Origin of the sequence: Nocardia sp. NBC_00565 (assembly GCF_036345915.1) — a bacterium.
Lineage (GTDB): Bacteria > Actinomycetota > Actinomycetes > Mycobacteriales > Mycobacteriaceae > Nocardia.
In genome coordinates this window covers 4,975,263-4,998,487 of the sequence record NZ_CP107785.1, presented here as the reverse complement: position 1 = coordinate 4,998,487, position 23,225 = coordinate 4,975,263, and the positions used below count along the sequence as shown (strand labels likewise).

The window sequence follows — 23,225 nt, the reverse complement described above, 5'->3', positions numbered from 1 at the left end:
GTTTCTGACGTATGCAGACGTACCTATCTGAATACGACACAGACCATGATCCGCTGGAGATCGATGGTCCGCTTGAGATTTCGGGGGCGCCGCGGCGCCCAAGTCCACCGACCTCGGCGCACGCCCGTTCGCGCTGTACATCGCCGATATGAGTCCGACTACAAGAGCGAGGCGAAGCTGAAAGACGGCGATTACACGCTGCACCTGTGGAACGTCAAGCCGTCGCCCGCCGCCGAAAACGCCCGCTGGGAAGTCGTCGGTAGCTGAGCCCAGACGCACGACGCGAGCCCCGTATGCAAAAGCCGCCCGGTCTCCGAAGAGGCCGGGCGGTTGAGTCAAGTGCTCAGAATGACGTTAGACCACACCATGCTGCGAATCCGCGGATGGTTTCTGTGCTGCGGGCGTCGTCGCGGGCCAACTGTCGCACCGTTTCGTGCACTTGCGGGTGATAGCGGGTCTGAGTTGGCGCGATACGTTTGGCTATCTGCAACGAATGCAGGGCGCCCTCCCGATCGCCGTGCAGTAGGAAGCCCCTGGCCAGATCGATGTAGTGGTGTCCCGCGCGCTCACGCGGCGTCTGCGGGGGCAGTTTGATCGTCTTCGACCGTTTGACCGCTTCCGTGCCGTCCATCCCCTCTACTGCCAGCCCAACCCGCCAGATATCGACATTCGTTGGCCCGAAGCACAACTGGTAGTCATTGCGGTCCTCACCGATACGCGCTGCGGTCTCGGCGGCCTCGGCAAGGTGCGCGTCGGCGACATCGCGACGTCCGGCGCGCGCGGCAGCGAGCCCGCTCTTGAGATGCAGGTTCCCCCACATGCTCAGTACCCCTGGGTCGCCGTCGCCGAGCTGGTCCTCGATGCGCGAACGACTACCCTCGAGCAGTCGTCCGGCGGCATTCCAATCCGCGCCCATGATCAGCTCGCCGGCGCGCTGGTAGTCCCCGGCGAGAACCATCAGCTCGTCACCGGACTGGGCTGCGGCCCACTCGTACCGTTCGACCGCCATACTGCTGAGGTCGATATAACCGAGCCTGTATACGACTTGCGAGGTGGCGGCGTACGCCTCGGCGGCGAGCGCGAAGATCCGTTCCAGCTCACGGATCTCGTCGGTTGAGTACCAGGCCGTACGTAGGTCGGCCAGCAGTCCGGGCAGCATACGGCCCAGCTCGCCCAGCTTGGTGCCGTGCCGGTATGCCGACGCGGTCGCCACCTCGTTGGCGAGTTCGTCAATCGGTCGGGGCGTGATGTCGCCGAACGGCTCGATCCGATATGAGGCGAGTTCACGCCTGATGTCGGAGATACCGGAATGGACGAACTGCTCATCGCGTGTATTGCGAGGAAACGGTTGATCGGTCAGGTCATCGATGCCGGTCTTGAGCGCTCGGGCCGCGGCGCTGATGAAGGCCGGACTCGCGGGCTTGTCGCCCTGCTCAACCTTCCTGATCAGCGATATCGAGATGCTGGATCGCTCCGCGAATTGCCTTTGTGTCAATCCGGCGAGCTTGCGTCGTTCGCGGACGCGATCGCCGACTCCGGCGGCCGTTTGGGTCATCGTTATCACCACATCCCCATTGGACAGTGCCCGTGATGCCAAGCGTGCCACAAACTGTGGCACTTCGTCTGTCCTCCAGGGTTGACGCTTTTATGGCACCCGGCGCCGGGTCGATGAGGCCCTCATCCCCGGCGCCGAGTGCACGCCAGCCGGAACACGCGAGGGGTGCCAACCATGGCAGTAGAACTGATGGCTTTGATCGTCCTCTATGCCGCGATTGCTGTCGTATGGTGGGCCTTCCGATATGGCCTGCCCTACCTGACAGACCGCGACGACGCCCTACCCGACGGTGCCGTGTCGAGCATCGACATTCTCGATCGCGTTGCCGCCGAGGACGCCGTGCGAACTGATTCGTGGGCGCTCGAACCGTCGCATCACTCACAGTCCGAGCCGTACATCCCGGAGCAGGCGCACACCGAAGTGCAACGGCATTGCGAATGCCGCACCGACCTGTGCGTCGCCAAGTACCAGGCGTTCTGGACCCTGGTCGACGCCGGGCACGCCGTTCCCGATGCGAGTGCTGTGCGATGACCGCCAGAGGACTGCCGAAACGATCCGCATTCGTCGGGCCGCCACGCTCGATCTACTGCGATGTACCGACCGAGGTGATGCAGCGCTACCTCGAAGCCCTCCACACATACGAGTGGACCAATACCGAACGGCCCGGTGGCGGGGTGTCATCTCCCCCACCATCTGGGGCAATGAACCAGCCCGAGGGGACAGCATGAAACGAAACCCGTTGCACACCACCGCGATACCAGGAAAGGTCGCGGTGTGGCAGTTCGTCGACCGCGCCGCCCGCATACTGCGCGTGCAGCTCACCGGCGAAGCGTTCACCGCATACCGCCTCCCATCGCGCACTAAGCTGCCCGACGCGCAGCCCGGCACGATCATGTTCGACGGATACCCGGATCTCGCCGACGCTCGGGAGTTGCTTTCCGAGCATGGCGACTTGTGGGACGCGGTTCGCGAAGACTTCTGGACGGCCCTGCTCAACATGGCAGATCTCCCCTCGCCGGGGATCGGCGGGTAGCAGATGTCCGAATTGCATTCCGCGCGAACGGATATCGCTCCATCGGTGCGCGCACTGCTCGCGGTCTTCCATGAGGACACTCGTCAGAAGCTCTACTGCGCCCCTGTCGATAGTCGTCCGATGTTTCAGGGCGCGGACGGCTTGATGATGCCGGTTGACGCGGACGGATGGGTCTCGGACTCGGACGCCGACCTGGACAAAGCCGACGCACTCACGATCACGCCTATCGGCGTCGTCGATATCGAAGCGAATTGATTACGTCATGAGAGTACTGGGCGGTATCGGCTGCTCAGGCATGAAAGAATGGGGGCAATCTCGTGCATTACAACATTTCTCGGCTGTTCGTCATCGTCGCCGCGCTCGGCGCGCTGCTGATCTCCGGTACAAGTGGCAACGTCGCGAACGCCAGTCCCGGCGGGCCATTGGTCAGAGAGGCGAAGAAGCCCCTATGCGACCACGGTTTCATCTACAGCACACCAACAGTTCTGATCCCGAATATCGAGGGTTACGGATGGGCGGAGTGCGATTCCGTACCCGCCGACGCGGGGCTGACCCACAACTACTACCTGCAACTGCAGCGGCGAACACCTGACAACACGTGGGATTGGATCGGTGACGTGAAGCGGTCGAGCATCATCCCCACATCGCGTCAGACATACACGACCCAAGCGCCGTGCGTGCCTGGGGTTTATCGGATCTACGCCAACGCCTCGGGTACGATCCAGGGACGGAAGTTCGAGCTCCCGCAGGTCTCCGAGCAAAAGGTTGTGACCGCAGCCATGTGCGGGTTGTGACCCAATGCGGATAGAGGATGATATGTCACTGCTCAATGGACGCCGATACGCCGACTACCACGGGCCGATCAGTTTGCGTGATCGGGCGAAATCGCTCGCTCGTAGGCTGTCGCGCCCGAGGACGCGACGCAGGCACCCGCAGGACGCGAGCAATGGCCCGAAGCTGCATCGCGAACTGTGGTGGTGGACAGTGCGACCGGAGATGGGCAAGGGTTCACACCGCTTCGTGAGCAAGCCAATGTATGCGACTCGGGAAATCCCTGGTAACGACCACGACGCGGCAACCGACTGGATGATCGACCGCATAGCGCACCTGCTCTAGTGCAGTATGTCTGCGCCGCGCCTAATCCGTGAAAACGACGACAGTGCTCCGAATCTCACTGTAGCGGTTCGGGGCGCTCGTCGTTTCGGTGGTCTACGGGTCGTATGCCTCGACCGAGTCGATAGCGGGTGAACTGTACTCGGCATTGAATAGCGGGCAATTGCGTTCGACGAGCAGCCCCTACCGCACGAAAGTGCGGCACGAGCGCTATTGCGGGCGACAACGTTCTTGATATCGCTGACGCTGGACGGTGATTCGCGGACCGAACCGCTATATGCGTGCGCGTACGTGGCGTCGATCGTTTCGCAGCCGGAAGTCGCGGCGGTGGGAGGCAAACGCGTCGAACGCGCTCGTGCCAGCGTGGTCGAGCGGCTGCTGACGGGATTACGGCAAGGAGACGCACGGGTCGAGGAGGAGGCGTTTCGCCGGGGTGAGGTTGCCGACACCTGGCGGCATCTGAGTTTGCATCTGGCGGTGGGTGCCGTCATCACTGCGGACCCGCACACGATCTTCGAGCCGCCGGTGCGGCGAGCGTTGACCGGCTTGCTCGATCTGCAGGAAACGGGCCCGCTGCACACACACCGCGGCGAATTCCGCACCTCCGCAGAAGGATTCGTCACCTCGTATGCGACCACGCAAGCGTTGGAGGCGATGGTTACTGCTCGGCCCGGTTTCGCCTGCTACTGGTGGGCGCTCCGAGATCTCGATGCCCCGACAGCGGGGATCGTCGGGTTGAACGAGGCAGTTGTCGCGTCGGTAGTCGGCGTGGCGGTGGCAGGCAGCGATATCACGGTCGCAACGCTGGTAGCGGCGGCGCTGGTGCTTACGGCTGTGGGGCTGGAGGTTCGATCCGGTTGAATGCCCGGTGTGCGGCGTGCACGAACGCTGTACACGCCTCGGGCTGTTTGTCGCCGGTGGCGGTCTCGACTCCACTGTTGACGTCGATGGCGAACGGGCGGACGGCCTCGATTGCTTGGGTGACATTGGCGGGGGTGAGACCGCCGGCGAGGATTACCGGACAGTTCAGCTCTGCCAAGGCCGATACGATCGCTGCGCTGATCGACCAGTCGTGAGTGCGGCCGGTCCCGCCGAGTCGGTTGGCGGTACGCGAATCCAATAGGACCGCATCGCAATCCGATGCTGCTTCGCGTGCGGTATCGACAGCGTCCGGGCCGGTGACATGCACGGCTTTGATGACACGGCGGCCGCGGGCTGCCTTCTTGACTTGACGGACCGTATCCGCGGTGACGAGGCCATGGACCTGGATGGCATCGGTACCTATCCGGTCGGCGAGCTCGACGATCGCCGCCGCGTCCTCGAGATGAGTGACAAGCACACGCGTGATGAATGGCGGCACCAGGCCAGCCAGGCGAGCCGCCGCATCCGCGTCGAGTGCATCCTCGCTGAAATGCGTTACGCCGGAAATGAATCCGAGCGCATCCGCGCCAGCGTCGACTGCGATCCGAAGATCGGCCTCGGACCTGATCCCGCAAATCTTTGCACGTAAGGCCACAGTCCCACGATAGCTATTGGAGCCCGTGGGCTTCTGCCCTGCGGCACGGGGAATGGATTTATTGATCGCGGGCTCGCGCTCTTCAACGATTCGGGTTCGCGTTTCGCGCACGTCCTCGCGCCGCAGTTTCGTGTGCGGCGCCAATAGGTGCTGACACGCGGCCGCCGCCCCCGAGCTTGATTCCGCCGCCTGCCGTCGAACGCCAGCGGAGTACCGCCGCATGTGTCACATCGATGCGGTCGCGGCTGATTCGGCTGGACACGGGTGGGTAAGGCTCGAATGAGGAGGTGTATGTATGACTCGTCCAGTGCCGCCGGAACCCAGCCCGGTCCCGCCGTTTCCGATTCCGGATCCGGTGCCACCGGTGCCAGGACCTGAGCCTCTTCCCGACCCGGAGCCCGTGCCACCGGAGCCGGGCCCGCTGCCGTCGACACCCGATCCGCTACCGCAGCCTGATCCGGACCTGCCGTTGCCGCCGGTGCCTGCTCCGCGACCCGATCCGGATCCCGATCCGGGCAGGCCGTTGCCGCCAGTTCCGGACCCCGGTGGTCCATTTCCTGCGACGGACCCCCGGCCGCCGGATCCTCGGTGATGCTCGGTTGAGGACGCTGTGAATCCTTTGGGCGGATGTGCGTCTCTCATGCTTGTGTCGGCAACAGGGTCGGCGCGGGATTGGGAGGTTTGTCGTGATCATTGCCGCGATAGTTGTTGGCGTGGTGCTTGTTTGTGCCTGCAGTGTCGTCGTGGTGCGTCGGTGGAGTCGGTCCCGTGGTTGAGACCTGGCCCGATGAGAGGGTGGTCGCTGCTGCACGGGACGGGGAACTCGCGTCGATCACGTCGCTGATTTCGGGGTCGCATCCGCATGTGCGGCGGTTCGCCTACTCGTTGTGTGCGACGCCGGAGGATGCGGAGGATGCGGCGCAGGAGGCGTTGATCATTCTGTATCGCAAGATCGGGACGTTGCGGGCTTCGGGGGCGTTGGCGTCGTGGATGTTTCGGATCGTTCGGAATGAATGTCTGCGGCAGTTGCGGTTGCGGGTGCGGCGGGTTGAGGGGATTCCGGATTCTGCTATCGCTTCAGCCGAGGAGGAGGCGATTCATCGTTGGGAGGCCGAGCGTGTGGCGGCGGCGATTGCGGCGCTGCCGGGCGAACAGCGGCGGGTGCTGATCATGCGGGATGTTCAGGGATACAGCGGCCGGATGGTTGCGGATCTGCTCGGGCTCAGTACCGCGGCGATGAAGTCGCGGTTGCATCGCGCCAGGGCTGCCGTGCAGCAGAGTCTGCTGGATCCGATCCGGGAGGATGCAACTGATTCTCCTGGATCCGATCCGGGAGGTCGACGATGAGCGGTGACGGGAGCTTCGCCAGTTCGTCGGTGGCGCGTCATTTGGCCCGTGGCGCAGTCGGATTCGGTGCCGTGATCGGCTCGTTCGCGCTCATGCCCGCCTTCGGGCCCGCGAGTCTGCTGCTCCTGCCGGTCGGCTTCGTGGCGCTGCGCGGGTGCCCGACCTGCTGGGCGATCGGGCTGATCCAGACCATCTCGATGGGTCGGTTGAAGCGGGAGTGCGCGGATGGGAAGTGTCGACTGGTTGCCGCCGATCCCGGTGCGATATAACAGGTTTCAGATGCTGTTGCCGAATCACCCAGGCCCGGAAGCGGATTCAGACAGCGCGCGACCACTGGGCGTGCGAGGACGCCCAGGCACCGAGGGCATGCGCGACTTGACCGCGGTCCGCGTAGAAGCCGCAGGAAATACCTATCCTCGGTGGTAGAGCCTGATGGCGTTCGGCTCCGGCGTCAGAGGAATCTCGAGGGCGGAACCGAGTTCGCCGCGAAACGTCCGGTGGGGGACTCGAGGAAGGCGCGCTACGTGCGGTTCTTCGCCGGGCGGTTCGATGCCGCCCGGCGCTCCTCCTGCTGGGCCTTGATGCGCTCGTTCTCCTTCAGCACCGTGGCGTAGTTCTCGCGCTCGCGGATCAGCCATTCCGGCGGGTCGGCGAGGAGTGCGGCGATCTGCTCGGCGTCGAGGGAGTCGGAGACGTCGGCGCGGGCCAGGCCGGTGTTGGAAACTCCGAGTTTGCGGGCCACGATGTCGCGGGGGAACGGGCCGGTCTGGCGGAGTTCGGTCAGCCAGGCCGGGGGGTTGTTCCGGAGTTCGTCGAGTTCGGTGCGTGAGATCGGCGAGTTCCGGAAGTCTTCGGGCGCCGCCGGAAGGTAGATGCCGAGCTTGTTGGCCGCGGTCAGCGGCTTCATGGTCTGCGGTTTCTTGTCCGGGCTCACCGATACAGCCTAATAGGCGCAGTCGGACGCAGTCCGTCCGGTGTCTCTTGCGCTTGGGCGAGCGAAGGCGAGGCCACCGCGTATCTGGCCGGGCTGTGAGTCTTGACCACCCCGCCCGGTCGCGACCACGCGCACGCCGCCATGACCCGGGGCAATACCCTGTGTCGAATGACCCCCGAGTCCGTCGACGTGACAACGCTGCGCTGGTTTGTCGCGGTTGCCGAGGAACTGCACTTCGCGCGCGCGGCGAAATCGCTGAACATCTCGCGCCAGAAGTTGAGCCACACAGTCATCGACCTGGAGAACGAACTCGGGATCAAACTCTTCGTGCCGGGCGCGCAGCCGACCCAGTTGACCGAGGCCGGGCAGGAGTTGCTGCGAGATGCCCGCGAGATCATCGCGCGTGCCGAGGAGCTCAGCGAGGTGCCCGCGCAGGACATCGCACTGCGGGTCGGGTTCGTCCCGGGCGTCACGGTGTCCAAGTGGACGAGGATCTGGGCTGAGCGGTTCCCCGATACACCACTCGAGGTCGTCCCGATTCCGATGGCCGAACAACTCGAGGCGCTGCGCGAAGGCCGCGTCGACGCCTGCTTCGTCCGCTTGCCGATCGATCAGGACGGTATGAGCGCGATACCGCTCTATCGGGAGTTGCCCGTCGTCGTGGTGCCCAAGGACCACCCGCTCTCGGTCTTCGAGCAGGTGGGCATGGGGGATTTGGCGGACGAGCGAATCCAGGAGTCCGGCGATATCGACGCGATCGAGGGAATTATCGAGTTGGTCGCCGCCGGCGTCGGCGTCGCCATCGTGCCGCATTCGATTGCCCGCTTGCACGCCCGCCGCGATCTCGTCTATCGGACGATGATGGGCGTTCCGGAAACGCAGATCGCCCTGGCCTGGCCGACCGCGCAGACCACCGACCTCATCGAGGAATTCGTCGGAGTGGTGCGCGGCCGCTCGGAGCGCAGTTCGCGTTCGCCGGCCCAAGCCAAGAAAGTACAGAAGAAGGCGGCGCCGAAACGGGCAGGCGGCGGCCGCGCCGGTTCCGCCAAGAACCCTCCCGCGAAGAAGAAGCCCGCCAAGCGGCGCGGACGCTAGCCTAGCGGGACAACGCTTCAACAGGGGCAGTGGAAAATCTGCTCATGGCCGGAAGCGCCGAGTCGTCAGTGCGGCAGATCTCGCCTTGTGGCACAGCGGATTTCGAACTACCGAGGCTTGCGACGCAGGATCGAGTCGCGGATCATGATGCCCGCGATCGTCGCGGCGAAACCGACGAGGAAGATGTCCTCGATCTTGCCCTTGTGGTTACCGATTGTCATCGCGAGCAGAATCACGACGACGATCCAGCCCGCGACCCGGAAGGCGCGGCGCGATTCCCCGCTCCAGCCCCATTCGGCGGACGGAACCTCGGCGGTGTCCACAGTGGTGACGATTGCGCGGTCACTGGTGGGTTCGAGTTCCGTGGCGGCCACGATCGCTCCTTAGCTCGGTGTGGGCGTTGCTGTCGATATCGTGGCATACGACCGCTCGTCGTAGCCAGCAGGGCTGTGTTTGATCGGCGGTGCTAGCGGCGCCAGGCTACCGCCTTCGGGCACATCGCTAGCCCCGCTGCGACAATGGGGCCGTGTCCGACATCGTGAGAGTCCTTCTGCTCGGCAGCACCGGTTCCATCGGTACGCAGGCGCTGGAGGTGATTGCCGCCAACCCCGACAAGTTCGAGGTGGTCGGCCTGGCCGCGCGCGGCGGCAATACCGAACTGCTCGCGGCGCAGATGGCCGCCACTCGGACTCGTAATGTCGCGGTCGCCGATCCGGCCGCTGGAGCGCAACTCGATATCGCGCTCAGCGGCCCCGGCGCGGTCACCGAATTGGTGCGCCGCACCGAGGCCGATGTCGTACTCAATGCGTTGGTCGGTTCGCTCGGCCTGGAGCCGACCCTGGCCACATTGCAGTCGGGCACTCGGCTCGCATTGGCGAATAAGGAATCGCTCGTCGCGGGCGGCTCACTGGTAACCCGGGCCGCCGCGCCCGGCCAGATCGTCCCGGTGGATTCCGAACACTCCGCGCTCGCCCAATGCCTGCGCGGCGGCCGGGCCGATGAGGTGGACCGCCTGGTGCTGACCGCGTCCGGCGGCCCGTTCCGGGGCTGGACCACCGAGATGCTGGAATCGGTGAATCCCGCCGAGGCGAAAGAACATCCGACCTGGTCGATGGGCTTGATGAACACGCTGAACTCGGCGTCGCTGATGAACAAGGGCCTCGAGCTGATCGAGACGCACCTGCTGTTCGGGGTGCCCTACGACCGCATCGACGTCACCGTGCATCCGCAGTCGATCGTGCACTCCATGGTCACCTTCACCGACGGTTCCACCCTGGCCCAGGCCAGCCCGCCCGATATGAAGCTGCCGATCGCATTGGCCCTCGGCTGGCCGGACCGAGTACCCGGCGCTGCCGCCGCATGCGACTTCAGCACCGCGTCGACCTGGGAATTCGAGCCGGTCGACACTGCGGTATTCCCGGCGATCGACCTGGCCAGACAGGCGGGCACCGCGGGCGGCAGCGTCACCGCGGTCTACAACGCCGCGAATGAGATTGCGGTGCAAGCCTTCCTGGACGGCGTCATCCGCTTCCCGGATATCGTGCGCACCGTCGCGCGCGCGGTCGAGGCGGCCGGCCAGTGGCACGCCGAACCCGAAACCCTGCAAGACGTGCTCGCGGCGGATACCTGGGCGCGTGATTACGCTCGCGCACTCGTGAACAGGTGATCAACTGCGCCGAGCGAAATCGGATAATCCCTGTTCGGACCCGATCGGGCGCGCCGCAGAACGGCGGCCTGGCAGACTGACCCCAGAGGGTTGGCCGGCGTGCGGTTACTGTGGTCGGGGTGCTCGCGGCGCGGGACGAACGCGCGTGTGCGGGTAATCGCGGCCGCTGCGGGCGGCCGCACTTCATTTGAGGCGAGCTGCGCAACGCAGGAGGGCTGTACAGCAAATGGTGTTCGCGTTGGGGTTCGTACTGTTCGCCCTCGGCATCACGATATCGATCGCGCTGCACGAATGCGGGCATATGTGGGCGGCGCAGGCCACCGGCATGAAGGTGCGTCGCTACTTCATCGGCTTCGGTCCCAAGGTCTTCTCCTTCCGGCGCGGTGAAACCGAGTACGGTCTCAAGGCCCTCCCGCTCGGCGGCTTCTGCGATATCGCGGGCATGACCGCGCTGGACGAACTCGCGCCCGAAGATCTCGACCGCGCCATGTACCGCCAGGCCACCTGGAAGCGGCTGGTGGTGATGTTCGGCGGGATCGGAATGAACTTCCTACTCGGCTTCCTCATGCTGATTGTGCTCGCGGTCGGGTGGGGTCTGCCGCGCTTCGACCAGCCGCCCGCCACCACCATCGGCGCGATGAAATGTGTCGCCCAGCAGAACCCGGACAAGAGCCTCGCCGACTGCGAAGGCACCGGCCCGGCCCAGCGCGCCGGTTTGCAGCGCGGTGACGTGGTCAAGGCCGTCAACGGGGTGAAGGTGACGACCTGGACGCAGTTCACCGGCGAAACCCAGAAGCAGACCGGACCGTTCAACTACACCATCGAGCGGGACGGCAAGACCGAGACGATCGAGGTCACCCCCGAACGCGTGATGCGCTACCCGGATGACGGCAGCCCCGGCCGTGAGGTCAGCGCGGTCGGCGTCGGCTCGGAGTACTACGAACCTTTGCAGTACAACGCGCTGGCCGCGATCCCGGCCGCCGGTGCGTACACCGGGCAGATGTTCGTGCGCACCTTCGAATCGCTGGCCCAGATGCCGCAGAAGGTTTCCGCGCTGTGGACCGCGGTGACCGGCGGCGAACGCGATCCGGAGACCCCGGTCAGTGTCTACGGCGCGAGCAAGATCGGCGGCGAGACCGCGGAGCGCGGCCTGTGGGGCGTGTTCATCCTGGTCCTGGCCAGCCTGAACTTCTTCCTCGGCGCGTTCAACCTGCTACCGCTGTTGCCGCTGGACGGCGGCCATATCGCGGTGGTGCTCTACGAGAAGATTCGCAATACGGTTCGGGGCTGGAAGGGACTGGCGCCGGCCGGGCCGGTCGACTATCTGAAGCTGCTTCCGGTGACCTACGTCGCAGTCGTGATCGGTGGCGCGTATATGGTGCTGACGCTGGTCGCCGACATCGTGAATCCGATCCAGCTGTTCCGCTGACGCGATAACCTGTCGCGGGCCCGTAGCGATAACCTCGTGAGCCGCAGATTGCTGGCATCGGGGGACAGTTGTGTGTCATGACCCATGTCATGGCCGTCACAGGGCGTGCGACCGCACCGCGCGGCTAAGCTCGGTAGGCGAACGGCCCAAACAGAACGTACGAAAGTAGGCAGCCGAAAGTGACCAGCACAATCGGATTGGGGATGCCGACCGCACCAGTGGCCGTTCTCGCGCCTCGACGCAGGACCCGCCAGTTGACGGTGGGCAACGTAGGCGTCGGCAGCGATCACCCGATTTCCGTGCAGTCGATGACCACCACCAAGACCCACGACATCAATGCCACCCTGCAGCAGATCGCCGAGCTGACCGCCTCGGGCTGTGACATCGTGCGCGTCGCCTGCCCGCGCCAGGAGGACGCCGACGCACTGGCGACCATCGCGCGCAAGAGCCAGATCCCGGTCATCGCGGATATCCACTTCCAGCCGCGCTACATCTTCGCCGCCATCGACGCCGGCTGCGCCGCCGTGCGGGTCAACCCGGGCAATATCAAGGAATTCGACGGCCGGGTCGGCGAGGTCGCCAAGGCCGCGGGCGCGGCGGGCATCCCGATTCGCATCGGGGTGAACGCCGGTTCGCTGGATAAGCGGATGCTGGAGAAGTACGGCAAGGCGACGCCGGAGGCGCTGGTCGAATCGGCGCTGTGGGAGGCGAGCCTGTTCGAGGAGCACGGCTTCGGCGATATCAAGATCTCGGTCAAGCACAACGATCCGGTGGTCATGGTCGAGGCCTACCGCCAGCTGGCCGCTCAGTCCGACTACCCGCTGCACCTCGGTGTGACCGAGGCCGGTCCGGCGTTCCAGGGCACCATCAAGTCCGCGGTCGCGTTCGGCGCGCTGCTGGCCGACGGCATCGGCGACACGATTCGGGTGTCGCTGTCCGCGCCGCCCGCCGAGGAGGTCAAGGTCGGCGGGCAGATCCTGCAGTCGCTGAACCTGCGTCCGCGCAAACTCGAGATCGTGTCCTGTCCGTCCTGCGGGCGCGCCCAGGTCGATGTGTACACCCTGGCCAACGAGGTGTCCGCCGGGCTCGAGGGCATGGAGATTCCGCTGCGGGTGGCCGTGATGGGCTGCGTGGTGAACGGGCCGGGCGAGGCGCGTGAGGCCGATCTCGGTGTCGCCTCGGGTAATGGCAAGGGACAGATCTTCGTCAAGGGACAGGTCATCAAGACCGTGCCGGAGGCGCAGATCGTGGAGACGCTGATCGAAGAGGCGATGCGCATCGCCGAGGAGATGGGCGAGGACGCCATCGCCGGCGAACCCGTCGTCACTGTGTCCAACTAGCCGCGCCCGCGGCATGGTGTGTTCGTAAGACTCGCTCCGTGGTGATTACGTTGGGTGGCACTGTGGTTGCCTTTTCGGGATCGACATACCACTTCGAGTTGATTCGTGGCAGGCTGTGAACGTGCGGAGTCTGCTGGAGCCGACGCGAAGGGCGAAGGATGCCCCGGCGCGTCAGCTCGCGAACCGGGATCTGGCGCAGGTGCTGCGGGTCCTCGATAGCGATCCGGTCGCCTCGTGCATGGTGGCGGCGCGGCTGCAGGAGTTCGGGCTGGATACCGGCGTCGGATACGGCGAGCTGTGGAGCCGTGGTGGCCCGGCCGAATCGCTGTGCTTCTCCGGTGCGAATCTGGTGCCATTGCGTGGCGACGAGAACGCGTTGCGCGCGTTCGCGACTCGAGCGGTGCGCTGGCCGCGGGTGTGCTCGTCGGTGGTCGGGCGTCAGGAGCTGGCGCTGCCGCTATGGGAGATGTTGTCCACGCATTGGGGACCCGAACGCGAGCTGCGCGGTGAGCAGCCACTACTCGCCCTCGGTCAGCCCGCGCTGGCGACCGCCGATGCCGAGGTCCGCCGGGTTCGCCCGGACGAATTGGAGCGCTACCTCATTGCGGCGATCGCGATGTTCATCGAAGAGGTCGGCGTCGACCCGCGCGCAGGCGACGGCGGTCGCGGCTACCGTCGTCGGATCCAGAGCCTGATCGAATCCGGTCGCGCCTGGGCACGTTTCGAGGACGGCCAAGTCGTCTACAAGGCCGAGGTCGGCTCGCTATCGCGGCGCACCGGGCAGATCCAGGGCGTTTGGGTGCATCCCGAACGGCGCGGCACCGGTCTCGGCACGCGCGGTACGGCCGCGGTGGCCAATGCGGTGGTCGCTTCGGGACGCACCGCCAGCCTGTACGTGAACGACTACAACAAGATCGCGCGCAGGGCTTACAGCCGCGTCGGATTCCGGCAGATCGCCACCTTCGCCACCATCCTGCTCGACTGAACACCGGTGTGCCACAGCCGTTTGCTCACGGTTGGCTATACGATCGGTGCCAATGTCGACACGCATGATGATCAGGCTGGCTGTCGCTGCGCTCGCGGTGGCGGGAACCGGCTGCTCGGCGCGCCCGCAAGGGCCGGTGCCAGCGGCCGACGCTTTCCTGGCCGCCTTCGCCAACCATGACGTCGAGGCCGCGGCCGGACTGACCAGTCAGCCCGAGAAGGCAACCGCCGCAATGCGTTCCGCCTGGGACGAGCTCCAGGCCGAAGAGCTGTCCGCGCACACCGGCGCGGCCAGGGTCACCGGTGATACCGCGATCGTCGACTACACCTACCAGTGGCGGCTGCCCAAGGACCGCATCTGGAAGTACACCGGCCAACTGCAGATGGGGCGCAGCGACGGACGCTGGATAGTGCGCTGGACCTCCTCGGATATCCACCCGAAGCTCGGCGACACCCAGACCATGACATTGCGCGCCAACCCGGCCCCGCGCGCCAGGGTGAACGAGCAGTCCGGCAGCGATGTGCTGGTGCCGGGCAAGGTATCTCGGGTCGCGTTCACCGCGGCCTCCGCCGCGGATCCGGCGTATACGGCGACCTCGTTGGCGGCGGCATTGAATCGGTTCGACGAGCGTCTCACACCCGAGGCGATCCTCGGCTCTGCGCTGGCCGCCAAAGGTGCCTACACCGTCGCGCTGTTGAGCGAGAATGAATTGAACGAGGTGAGTGCCGATCTGCTCGGTCTGCCCGGGGTGACGCTGACCCAGCAGTGGGATATGGTCCCGACCGACCGGGATTTCGCGCCCGATCTGCTCGCGCAGGTGCGCAAGACGGTGATCGCCGAGGTGGACGGCAAGGCCGGTTGGAGCGTTGTCACCATGAACTCCAACGGCGCCGACACCGACGTACTCACCGAGGTGGCCTCCCAGCCCGCTCCGTCGTTCTCGCTCAGCATCGATCGCAACGTGCAGAACTCCGCGCAGCGCGCTGTCGGCGGCCGCACGGAGCAGACCATGATGGTGGTGCTGCGACCCTCGACCGGCGCGATTCTCGCTGTCGCACAGAACAAAGCGGCCGACCGCGACGGTCCGGTGGCGACCATCGGTCAGTACCCGCCGGGCTCGGTCTTCAAGACGGTGACCGCGGCCGCGGCGATGTCGGCCGGAAAGGCCACGCCCGATACCGTTTTGCCGTGCCCGAGCCGAATTGTCATCGGGGAGCGGACAATTCCCAACTACAGCCTCTTCCAACTCGGCGACGTGTCGATGACCACCGCCTACGAGCGGTCCTGCAACACCGCGTTCGCGAAGCTGGCCAGCCAGCTGCCGGGCGACGCACTGCACGACACCGCCGCGAAACTCGGTGTGGGACCGGGATATACGGTCCCCGGACTGCCGACCGAATCGGGTTCGGTGCCACCGGACGACGATATGATCCAGCGCACCGAGGACGGAATCGGCCAGGGCAAGGTAGTGGTGAGCCCGTTCGGGATGGCGGTGCTCGCCGCGACCGTCGCACACGGCTCTGCGCCGGTGCCGTATCTGATCGCCGGGCGCACCACCGAGATCAAGGGCGATCGTCCGGCCATCGACGCGCAGGTGATCGACGGGTTGCGCGCGATGATGCGCAAGGTGGTGACCGGCGGAACCGCCGAACGCATCGCCGATCAGGGTGAGGTGTACGGCAAGACGGGGGAGGCCGAGGTCGAGGGCGGGTCGCATTCGTGGTTCGTCGGCTACCGCGGGGATCTCGCCTTCGCGACGTTGCTCGTCAAGGGCGGGAGCTCGGATAACGCCGTGGCGGTAACGCGTGACATGCTCGCCGCGCTGCCCACGGGCTACTGACCGCTACCAGTGCTGGGCTATCCGAAACGGGAACCCAGCATTGGGGTGCCGACTGCACACCAGGCGCGAACATGTGACCGGCATCGCATCGGTCAGTTGGTGCGATTGTCGGTCTCGGGCGCCGCGCCGCGGTCCGGCATCTCGTAACGCAGTGTGGTGGAACCGATTCGGATGACGTCCCCGTCCTTCAGCGCGGTGTCGGCGCCGATCGGCACGCCGTTGACGTACACGCCGTTGGCCGAATCCCGGTCCCGGATGAAGATCCGGTTGTCGCGCGGCAGAATGCGGGCATGCTTGCGGCTGACCCGCGCGTCGTCGAGCACGATGTCGTTATCCCATTCGCGGCCGATCCGCAGACCGGTCGCCGGGATGGCGATCGCCTCGCCGTCGCCGACCCGCAGCCAGGCCTGTCGCAGGATGTCCGGCAGATCCCGCTTGGTCGCGCCAGGCGAGGAGGAGACCACCGGCAGCGCCTGTTGGCTGCGGATCGCCTCCTCGAGCGCCAGCGTGCGCGGGTCCGGGTCGATGCCCTGCTGGTCGGCGAGGTTGCGGCGAATGCGCAGGCAGGCGGCCAGTGCGTCGGCCTGTCGCCCGGCGCGGTACAGCGCGGAGATCAGTAGTCGCCAGAGCCGCTCGTTCACCGCGTGTTCGGCGGTCAGCGCGGTCAGTTCGCCGAGCACCGCGCCCTCGCGACCGCAGGCGATATCCGCGTCGAGGCGGTCGGCGACCGCGTTCAACCGGCGCTCATCCAGATCGGCGGCGAAATTGTCGGCGAAGCGCAACCCGCGCAACCCCGCGACGGCTTCACCGCTCCATTGCGCGAGCGCGTCGGCGAAGCATTCGGCCGCGGTGTCCAGATCGCCGGTGGTGAAGGCCAGCGAACCCTGGTTCCTGGCGCGTTCGAAGCGGCCGACATCGCATTGGTCGTCGGTGATATCGAGCAGGTATCCGGCGTGCACGGTGCGCAGGATGGCCCGGTCGTCGACCCCGGCCCCGCGCAGCACGGTGCGCAGATTCGAAACATAGGCGTAGAGGCCGTCGACCGAGCGATTCGGCATCTCCTCGTCCCAGATGCTGTTCGCCAGTGTGGTTTTCGCGACGGCGTTACGGCGATTGATGACGAGCATGGCGAGCAGGGCGCGCAGCTTGGTGCCGGGCAGCGGTAATGCGCGATCGTCGACCAGCAGGCGCACCGGTCCGAGCACTCGCAGATCGAGCACCGGTCGATTCGAGCCCGCAGAGCCCACCTGATTCCCTCCGAACGCCTGCTGCTTCCGGACCGCCTCTGCCCACGGCTTTTTCGCCGACGGAAGCCGCACGCGATGGATCCAGCATACGCACCGACGACGCCGCGTGCCTGCGACAAGTCGCTTCGACTACGCCCTCGGCGAAACGATCACGCGCCGTGCTGAATTCGGATCGATAATGGGAATCGTGCACCGCGCCGGTGGACCTCGCGCCGATCTTGCTGGAGTGTTGACCGGATGGACGATGTACTGCTGACCCCGCCGGATGCGGCCGAAGTCGCGCTGCTCGCGCGCGGTGTGATCACCGCGGCCGCGGGCGCGGACGGGCTGACCCCGCTGCAGCAGTTGCTGATTCCCTCGCTGTTTCTGTCGATGACCGGCCACCGGGTCGATATGGAGACCATGCGGCCGATCAGTGCCGAGTCCTTCGCGCTCGGGCTGGTCCGGCGCAACCGGATCTTCCGGGAGCGGATCGTGCAGACCATGCTGCTGTCCGCGCTGGTGGTGCGGCCGCTGGCGCCCGCGGTCGCGACCAAACTGCGCGAATTCGCCGACGCGCTCGAGGTCGATGACGACATGATCGCGGTGGCGCGGAAATACGCCGAAGGCGCGATCGAACTGGCCGCGGTCGACTTCGACCGCAACGGTTACCTCGGCGCGCTGGATCCGAGCCGGTTGACCGCGCTGCACACCGAGAGCCTGGATTCATCGTGGGGACAGGTCAGCGATGACCCCGGGTTGGCCGCGCGCTGGGCCAACCTGCGTGACCTGCCCGTCGGCACCCTCGGGCGCGGCGTCTCCGATTTCTACGCCGACCGTGGGTTCGTCACTCCCGGACTGCCGGGTTCGGCGCCGCCGCTGCTGGCCCAGCACGACTGGGTGCACGTGCTGGCGGGTTACGGCACCACGCTGGAGAACGAGATCGAGGTGTTCGCGTTCATGGCGCGCGCCAACGATGATCCGCGGGCGTTCAGCTTGCTGGCCATGGTTATTTCGCTGTTCGAGACCGGGTATCTGCATGCGGGCGCCGGGCTGTTCGAGGCCAACGAAGGACATCTGAGCACCGCGGGCATGGCCACCCGCCTCGGCGACGCCATGCGGCGTGGCGCGCTGACGCACGGCAGCCACGACTTCCTGGATCTGGACTGGTTCTCGCTGGCCGATCGGCCGATCACGGTGGTGCGCAATGAGATCGGGTTGACCCCGAAGGCGGCCGAAGCGGTCGCCGCGGGTTCCGTCGGTGCGTGGGAGGCGGGCGGTATCACGCCGTACCAACTGCATTCGGCCGAGACCGCCGCCGCGGGCGCGGGGCGGGTCTACGTGCCGTGGCGTCCGGATCCGACGCGCGACTGAACTCAGGCGCGGCGCAGTGTGGCGGCCAGGTGGTGGGTCAGCGGCTCACCGACCGCGGCCATGCGCAGCGAGTAATCGATGGTGTCCCCGACCAGTATGATCGACCGGCCCAGGGCGGTCACCACTTTCGCGGTGCTGCTGCGGCCGATGCTGGTCGATTCGAACTCCATGTGCAGTTCACCATCGGTGATGGTGAGACTGCCCTCGCAGATCTCGGTGATACCGGTCGGATGCGCCAGGATCAACTCGACGTGGTCCGGGCGCGGGCAACGCAGATAACCGGTTTCGGCGTGCATCGGCCTGCTGCCGTCGGCGGCGCGCGTGCGCTGGCGGTAGGTGAGGAAAGGTCGGCCGAGGTGGCCGAACTTGATTTCCTCGACATAGTCGAACGACTCGATGGTCGGGTATTCACCGTGCCCGGGTCCGCGCCACGTGCCGAGCAGTGGTGCGAGCGGCGCGATATCGGGATGGGGGGCGATGGCAGGTTGAGGGGCGACCACGGCCGACAGCTTAAACCTGTCGGATCCGAGGTGTTCCCATACAGTCGAAATTCCGCCAGGGTAAGGTTAGCTTCGCCTAATCGCCGATGAGGGTGCGAGTGGCTGGAAAGGACAAGAAGTTGAACGGACGCTGGAGTGAATCGCGCCGCAGCGGTGCGTGGCGGACACGGACTCGCAACGGTCTACTGCGCGCATCGGTGCTGGGTGTGGCCCTGGTCGTCGCGGCGGCCTGCTCGGATTCGAAATCGTCGAACGACGAAGTGCCTGCCCTGGACGGCAATCACTACGCGCAGACCAATCTCGCCGCCAACAAAGACGAGTACAAGGCTCAGTTCCTCTTCCCGGACCTGGTGAATGCCTGGGGCCTGGCCGATCGCCCCAAGGGCGCGGGCGGACACTTCTGGGTCGGCGCGGGCGGGAAGTCCGTCCAGTTCGTCGGTGATGTCACCGCATCCGCGGACACCAAGGTGCAGACGCTGTTCCAGGATCCGCTGAAGATCGTCACGATTCCGGGCGCGGACGCGGACACCTCGGACAACAGCATCGGCAAGACCACCGGTGTCGTCTTCAATGGCGCGCCGATCACCTCCGACCTGTTCGTGGTCCGCGATCAGCCGGTGCAGGCCGACGGCGCGCCGCTGCTGCTGACCGGTTCGTCGCGGTTCATCTTCGCCACCGACTCCGGAAAGATCTCGGCGTGGACCGAACTCGGTCCCGAGGGGGCGATCGTCCGCCACGACGGTCCCGCGAACCTGGTCTTCGACGGCGAGTCGCAGGGGATGGCGTTCTTCGGGATCGCGCTGGCACCGTCGGCCGACAAACTGCTCGCCGCCGACTTCGGTGAGAACCCGCAGATCCGCACGTTCGACAAGGACTGGCAGCTGATCCCGACCGCCGGCTTCGCCAATCCCTTCGCCACCGGCGACCAGATCGACGCGGCCGCACCGGATAAGGGCAAGAAGGCCAAGCCGGGCGACCCCGCGCCGTTCAACGTGACCACCATCGGCAACCGCGTCTTCGTCTCCTACGCCGACACCAAGCCCGATGAGGTGGACGCGTCCAAGTTCGACAAGGCCGAAGAGGATTCGCTGGACAAGGACCAGGAGAAGGACGCCAAGGGCAAGCCGGCCAAGGGCAAGGTCGCCGAATTCGACGGCAACGGCAAGCTGGTCCGCATCCTCGACGACGGCGGTCGCCTCAACGCGCCGTGGGGTGTCACGGTGGCGCCCGCGAACTTCGGCCCGCTCAGTGGCAAGCTGCTGGTCGGCAATTTCGGCGGCCTCGGCCATGTGCTCGCCTATGACGACGCGACCGGCAAGTTCGTCGACTACCTGCGCGATGAGAAGGGCGCACCGGTCGAGATCGAAGGTCTGTGGGCCTTGATGTTCGGCAATGGTGAGAGCCTCGGTGACGCCGACTCGCTGTACTTCACCGCTGGACCGGATGACGAGAAGGACGGTCTGTTCGGCAAGCTTCGGCTGAAGTAGACCTGCGATACCCCGAAGGCGGTTCCCGGCCACGCGCCGGGAGCCGCCTTCGTCGTTAATCGGTGGCGGGTGGGGGAGTCGGGGCCCAGCGTTCGGACCAGGCCCAGATCGGTTGCAGGGCCGTGGTGAGTTCGTGTCCGGCGGTGGTCAGTTCGTAGGTTTTGTCCGAGTTCTTGACGATCACGCCCGCGCTCTGCAGGTGTTGCAGGCGGGTCGACAGCATGCTCGATGAGCAGTTGCCCATGCGGCGGCGCAGTTCGAGGAAGCCGAGGCGGCCGGGCTCCAGTTCCCAGAGGACGCGCAGGATCCAGCGTTGGCCGATGAGGTCCATGGCGGCCAGCATGGGTGCGTGCGCCGGGTCGGTTCGCCCCCGCGACGGTTTCGCTCCGCTTGCACTTCTCATTTCGAACTACCATAGTGATTCTAAATTAGAAGTATTGCTGTGGGCTGCGGAAAGGGAGACGGTGCGCGACTCGGGACGACGGATTGTGTTGATCACCGGTGCTTCGCGGGGGATCGGTGCGGAGACGGCGAAGGTGCTCGCGGCGGACGGCGACCACGTGATCGTCAACTACCGCGAGAAGCGCAAGCGTGCCCATGCGATCGCCGAAGAGATCATCGCCGCAGGTGGTAGCGCGTCGACGGCAGGCGCGGATATCGCGGACGCGGACTCGACCGCCGCGCTCCTCGACGGTGTCGTGGCGGAGTTCGGGCGGTTGGATGTGCTGGTGCTCAACGCATCCGGCGGACTGGAGCGCAATGCCGGTCCCGACTATGCGATGGCGCTCAATCGCGACGCGCAGGTGCGATTGGTGCGTCAGGCACTGCCGCATCTGCCTGCCGGCGGCCGGATCGTATTCGTGACCAGCCATCAAGCGCACTTCCACGGCCGCAAACCGGTGCCGGCGGACTACGAGCCGATCGCGCAGAGCAAGCGCGCGGGCGAAGACGCTTTGCGCGCAATGGTTCCCGAGCTGGCTGATCGCGGCATCGGCCTGAATGTGGTGTCCGGCGACATGATCGACGGCACGATCATCGTCCGTCTGCTGGAGCGCCGTAATCCCGACGCGGTATCGGCCCGCCGCGACCACGGCGCACTCCCGACCATCGAGGAGTTCGCCGCCGTCGTCGCCGAGGCCGCGAACGCCGCAACCGAATCCGGTCGCACCTTCTACGTCGGCGGCCAGGACTATCTGGCCGCGGACGTCCGTGCATAGTCGAACTGTCTGCTGAGACGGTGGACCGCAGTCCGCGTTACTGACGATTTGCCGTGAAAGCGTTTGTAACGGATTTATATCGGCGATTTCTGGTCGCGAACGGTGATGGGGGTCGATAATCAGGGGGAATGCGGTGGCGACGTTGCCGGTCGGGAGGTTCGCCGACGGGTGGCGGGTTCCGGGCGTCGGCAGGAGGCCGAGATGAGGTATGCGAGACACAGCCCGATGGTTCCTGGGCGGGATATGTTGCTGGCGGCCTTCCGAGGGCTACCGCACGATGACCATCCGATGCTGGAGGTGGCGGGAGAACTGGCGCAGCTGCACGAGATGCGCGAGCGGACGCCGGTCCACGAGATGGCCAAACTGGATCGGCGGCGGGCGCAGTTGGTGCGGGGGATCGACCGCTGGGTGACGCTGGCGATGCCGGTGCCCGGCACCGCGGCACTGATGCATACCGAAACCGTCGGCCAGATCGTGGATCGGCTGGCCAGGATGACCTCGCAGGCCTTCGTTCCGCTCTCCCAGGCGCCCGAGGCGGTGTTCTATGACGCGTGGGTGCAGCTCAATGAGTTGGCCGATACGTACCAGGATCTCGTCGACGAGCTGCGCGATGGAACTCGTCGACTACCCGAGAGCGGCTGACCGCCAGTCGCCGGCCCTTTCGAGCGACCTGCAAGCAGTCGCTAGCTGATCCTTTCGAGCGACCTGCGAGCAGTCGCTAGCGGCCGCGCCCGAACAATCGAAACGACCGATTCTTGCGGCGCGGCAGTGTCGCGTAGACCAGGGTCATATCGGCGAAGACCTCCGCGTCCCGTTCGCGGTCGGTGCCGAAATCGTTGCGGCCCAGCACATGTTTGATGGCGGCCGGTGAGATGGAGGGCAATAGCGCGGCCAGGGTCGGCGCGATCGGCGTGGCGGCAGTGCCGTTCTTGCCGTGTCCGAACAGCATGTGCCCGATCTCGTGCAGGATGATGTGGTCCGCATTGCGGTCGGTGGCCGAAGCGTCGTAGACGATGATGTCGTCGTGGCCGCGCGCCACCCACAGCCCGGCGCCGCGACACCCGATATCGGCGAGCGTGCCCGCGGGCACCGTCTGCAGCGAGATGGAACGGCCGCGGTGCGCGGCGACACTGGCGAGGTAGGCGGACAGATTCCACGGACTGGGGAGGGGCACGTTCCGGGCTGCGTCCCGGAAACGGGCTTCCATGCTGGTCATCGGGGGATACATTACTCACCCCATGCGGGAACGTCACTTCCCGAATCGGACATTCCGTCGAGAAGGATAGCGACGCTGCATAACTCGCAACCGGGGCATGGCGACAACTCCACATGGGGCCGCACCCTTGGTGGAGATTTATCGACCCCTCGGAGTCGTCGTTCCCACACTCGGGGCCGGTGTGGAAGCGCCGCCGCTTCGGTCAGACTGGACCCGCCTCGGCTGCGTGCGACATGCTGAGAGCAGCCGGTTCTCCGCCAACGGGCACCGGTGACGCGCAGGATGGGAGCGTGCACGTGAGCGAGCGAACAACAGACACAGCCGAGCACTCGCTCGTGCCGGAGCCGAGCGC

The 23,225-nt window shown here is 65.9% G+C and carries 26 protein-coding genes; 18 read left to right on the top strand and 8 right to left on the bottom strand.

Annotated features, from left to right (window positions below):
- Window positions 1-343 precede the first annotated feature (343 nt).
- Window positions 344-1,555, bottom strand: a complete 1,212-nt coding sequence (locus OG874_RS23510) for a helix-turn-helix domain-containing protein (RefSeq protein ID WP_330249306.1) — start codon at window positions 1,553-1,555, stop codon at window positions 344-346.
- A gap of 174 nt (window positions 1,556-1,729) precedes the next feature.
- On the opposite strand from OG874_RS23510, the gene OG874_RS23505 reads away from it, so the two are divergent.
- From OG874_RS23505 to OG874_RS23480, 6 genes are all read left to right on the top strand, one after another.
- Window positions 1,730-2,086, top strand: a complete 357-nt coding sequence (locus OG874_RS23505) for a hypothetical protein (protein ID WP_330249305.1) — start codon at window positions 1,730-1,732, stop codon at window positions 2,084-2,086.
- 193 nt (window positions 2,087-2,279) lie between these two features.
- Entirely contained in the window at window positions 2,280-2,588 is a 309-nt protein-coding gene (locus OG874_RS23500) for a hypothetical protein (protein ID WP_330249304.1), read from the top strand.
- A gap of 3 nt (window positions 2,589-2,591) precedes the next feature.
- Window positions 2,592-2,843 (top strand): hypothetical protein, encoded by a 252-nt coding sequence (locus tag OG874_RS23495; protein ID WP_330249303.1) that lies wholly within the window; start codon window positions 2,592-2,594, stop codon window positions 2,841-2,843.
- A gap of 62 nt (window positions 2,844-2,905) precedes the next feature.
- Window positions 2,906-3,382: a hypothetical protein gene (locus OG874_RS23490; RefSeq protein ID WP_330249302.1), complete on the top strand. Its 477-nt coding sequence runs from the start codon at window positions 2,906-2,908 to the stop codon at window positions 3,380-3,382.
- Between the two features lie 22 nt (window positions 3,383-3,404).
- On the top strand, window positions 3,405-3,704 hold the full coding sequence (locus tag OG874_RS23485; protein WP_330249301.1) for a hypothetical protein: 300 nt from the start codon (window positions 3,405-3,407) through the stop codon (window positions 3,702-3,704).
- A gap of 210 nt (window positions 3,705-3,914) precedes the next feature.
- On the top strand, window positions 3,915-4,562 hold the full coding sequence (locus tag OG874_RS23480; RefSeq protein ID WP_330249300.1) for a hypothetical protein: 648 nt from the start codon (window positions 3,915-3,917) through the stop codon (window positions 4,560-4,562).
- Here OG874_RS23480 and OG874_RS23475 read toward each other — a convergent pair.
- On the bottom strand, window positions 4,528-5,217 hold the full coding sequence (locus tag OG874_RS23475) for a phosphoribosylanthranilate isomerase (RefSeq protein ID WP_330249299.1): 690 nt from the start codon (window positions 5,215-5,217) through the stop codon (window positions 4,528-4,530). The genes OG874_RS23480 and OG874_RS23475 overlap by 35 nt on opposite strands.
- A gap of 768 nt (window positions 5,218-5,985) precedes the next feature.
- On the opposite strand from OG874_RS23475, the gene OG874_RS23470 reads away from it, so the two are divergent.
- Both OG874_RS23470 and OG874_RS23465 read left to right on the top strand, forming a co-directional pair.
- Window positions 5,986-6,564: an RNA polymerase sigma factor gene (locus tag OG874_RS23470; RefSeq protein ID WP_330249298.1), complete on the top strand. Its 579-nt coding sequence runs from the start codon at window positions 5,986-5,988 to the stop codon at window positions 6,562-6,564.
- On the top strand, window positions 6,561-6,833 hold the full coding sequence (locus tag OG874_RS23465; RefSeq protein ID WP_330249297.1) for a hypothetical protein: 273 nt from the start codon (window positions 6,561-6,563) through the stop codon (window positions 6,831-6,833). Before OG874_RS23470 ends, OG874_RS23465 begins: the two co-directional genes overlap by 4 nt.
- A gap of 251 nt (window positions 6,834-7,084) precedes the next feature.
- On the opposite strand, the gene OG874_RS23460 is transcribed toward OG874_RS23465, so the two are convergent.
- Window positions 7,085-7,498 carry a DUF5997 family protein gene (locus OG874_RS23460; RefSeq protein WP_330249296.1) on the bottom strand — a complete coding sequence of 138 codons (414 nt, stop codon included), beginning with the start codon at window positions 7,496-7,498 and terminating at the stop codon, window positions 7,085-7,087.
- Window positions 7,499-7,666: 168 nt separating this feature from the next.
- Here OG874_RS23460 and OG874_RS23455 point away from each other — a divergent pair, with 168 nt between their 5' ends.
- On the top strand, window positions 7,667-8,593 hold the full coding sequence (locus OG874_RS23455) for a LysR family transcriptional regulator (protein WP_330249295.1): 927 nt from the start codon (window positions 7,667-7,669) through the stop codon (window positions 8,591-8,593).
- 107 nt (window positions 8,594-8,700) lie between these two features.
- Here OG874_RS23455 and OG874_RS23450 read toward each other — a convergent pair whose 3' ends face one another.
- Window positions 8,701-8,967, bottom strand: a complete 267-nt coding sequence (locus OG874_RS23450; protein WP_330249294.1) for a DUF2631 domain-containing protein — start codon at window positions 8,965-8,967, stop codon at window positions 8,701-8,703.
- A 152-nt stretch (window positions 8,968-9,119) separates the two neighbouring features.
- Between OG874_RS23450 and dxr the strand changes: the two genes are divergently transcribed.
- From dxr to OG874_RS23425, 5 genes are all read left to right on the top strand, one after another.
- Window positions 9,120-10,259 carry a 1-deoxy-D-xylulose-5-phosphate reductoisomerase gene (gene dxr / locus OG874_RS23445; protein WP_330249293.1) on the top strand — a complete coding sequence of 380 codons (1,140 nt, stop codon included), beginning with the start codon at window positions 9,120-9,122 and terminating at the stop codon, window positions 10,257-10,259.
- Window positions 10,260-10,485: 226 nt separating this feature from the next.
- Complete coding sequence (locus OG874_RS23440; protein ID WP_330249292.1) at window positions 10,486-11,688, top strand: M50 family metallopeptidase; 1,203 nt, start codon at window positions 10,486-10,488, stop codon at window positions 11,686-11,688.
- 179 nt (window positions 11,689-11,867) lie between these two features.
- Window positions 11,868-13,028, top strand: coding sequence for a flavodoxin-dependent (E)-4-hydroxy-3-methylbut-2-enyl-diphosphate synthase (gene ispG, locus OG874_RS23435; protein ID WP_330249291.1), 1,161 nt, complete (start codon window positions 11,868-11,870; stop codon window positions 13,026-13,028).
- A gap of 121 nt (window positions 13,029-13,149) precedes the next feature.
- Window positions 13,150-14,013, top strand: a complete 864-nt coding sequence (locus OG874_RS23430) for a GNAT family N-acetyltransferase (RefSeq protein ID WP_330249290.1) — start codon at window positions 13,150-13,152, stop codon at window positions 14,011-14,013.
- 52 nt (window positions 14,014-14,065) lie between these two features.
- Window positions 14,066-15,853: a penicillin-binding transpeptidase domain-containing protein gene (locus OG874_RS23425; RefSeq protein WP_330249289.1), complete on the top strand. Its 1,788-nt coding sequence runs from the start codon at window positions 14,066-14,068 to the stop codon at window positions 15,851-15,853.
- A 92-nt stretch (window positions 15,854-15,945) separates the two neighbouring features.
- Here OG874_RS23425 and OG874_RS23420 read toward each other — a convergent pair whose 3' ends face one another.
- Window positions 15,946-17,073 carry a BTAD domain-containing putative transcriptional regulator gene (locus OG874_RS23420; protein ID WP_330249288.1) on the bottom strand — a complete coding sequence of 376 codons (1,128 nt, stop codon included), beginning with the start codon at window positions 17,071-17,073 and terminating at the stop codon, window positions 15,946-15,948.
- A 264-nt stretch (window positions 17,074-17,337) separates the two neighbouring features.
- Here OG874_RS23420 and OG874_RS23415 point away from each other — a divergent pair, with 264 nt between their 5' ends.
- Window positions 17,338-18,453 (top strand): hypothetical protein, encoded by a 1,116-nt coding sequence (locus OG874_RS23415; protein ID WP_330249287.1) that lies wholly within the window; start codon window positions 17,338-17,340, stop codon window positions 18,451-18,453.
- Between the two features lie 2 nt (window positions 18,454-18,455).
- Here OG874_RS23415 and OG874_RS23410 read toward each other — a convergent pair whose 3' ends face one another.
- On the bottom strand, window positions 18,456-18,953 hold the full coding sequence (locus tag OG874_RS23410) for a peroxynitrite isomerase (RefSeq protein ID WP_330249286.1): 498 nt from the start codon (window positions 18,951-18,953) through the stop codon (window positions 18,456-18,458).
- Window positions 18,954-19,039: 86 nt separating this feature from the next.
- Between OG874_RS23410 and OG874_RS23405 the strand changes: the two genes are divergently transcribed.
- Window positions 19,040-20,440 (top strand): TIGR03118 family protein, encoded by a 1,401-nt coding sequence (locus OG874_RS23405; RefSeq protein ID WP_330249285.1) that lies wholly within the window; start codon window positions 19,040-19,042, stop codon window positions 20,438-20,440.
- 55 nt (window positions 20,441-20,495) lie between these two features.
- Here OG874_RS23405 and OG874_RS23400 read toward each other — a convergent pair whose 3' ends face one another.
- Window positions 20,496-20,843 (bottom strand): winged helix-turn-helix transcriptional regulator, encoded by a 348-nt coding sequence (locus OG874_RS23400; RefSeq protein ID WP_330249284.1) that lies wholly within the window; start codon window positions 20,841-20,843, stop codon window positions 20,496-20,498.
- 34 nt (window positions 20,844-20,877) lie between these two features.
- Here OG874_RS23400 and OG874_RS23395 point away from each other — a divergent pair, with 34 nt between their 5' ends.
- The gene (locus OG874_RS23395) at window positions 20,878-21,657 is read left to right on the top strand and encodes an SDR family oxidoreductase (protein ID WP_330249283.1); all 780 of its coding nucleotides are present in this window, start codon (window positions 20,878-20,880) and stop codon (window positions 21,655-21,657) included.
- A 201-nt stretch (window positions 21,658-21,858) separates the two neighbouring features.
- The gene (locus OG874_RS23390; protein ID WP_330249282.1) at window positions 21,859-22,299 is read left to right on the top strand and encodes a DUF4254 domain-containing protein; all 441 of its coding nucleotides are present in this window, start codon (window positions 21,859-21,861) and stop codon (window positions 22,297-22,299) included.
- A gap of 76 nt (window positions 22,300-22,375) precedes the next feature.
- Here the strand turns inward: OG874_RS23390 and OG874_RS23385 are convergent, their stop codons facing one another.
- Window positions 22,376-22,873: a hypothetical protein gene (locus tag OG874_RS23385; protein WP_330249281.1), complete on the bottom strand. Its 498-nt coding sequence runs from the start codon at window positions 22,871-22,873 to the stop codon at window positions 22,376-22,378.
- Window positions 22,874-23,225 lie beyond the last annotated feature (352 nt).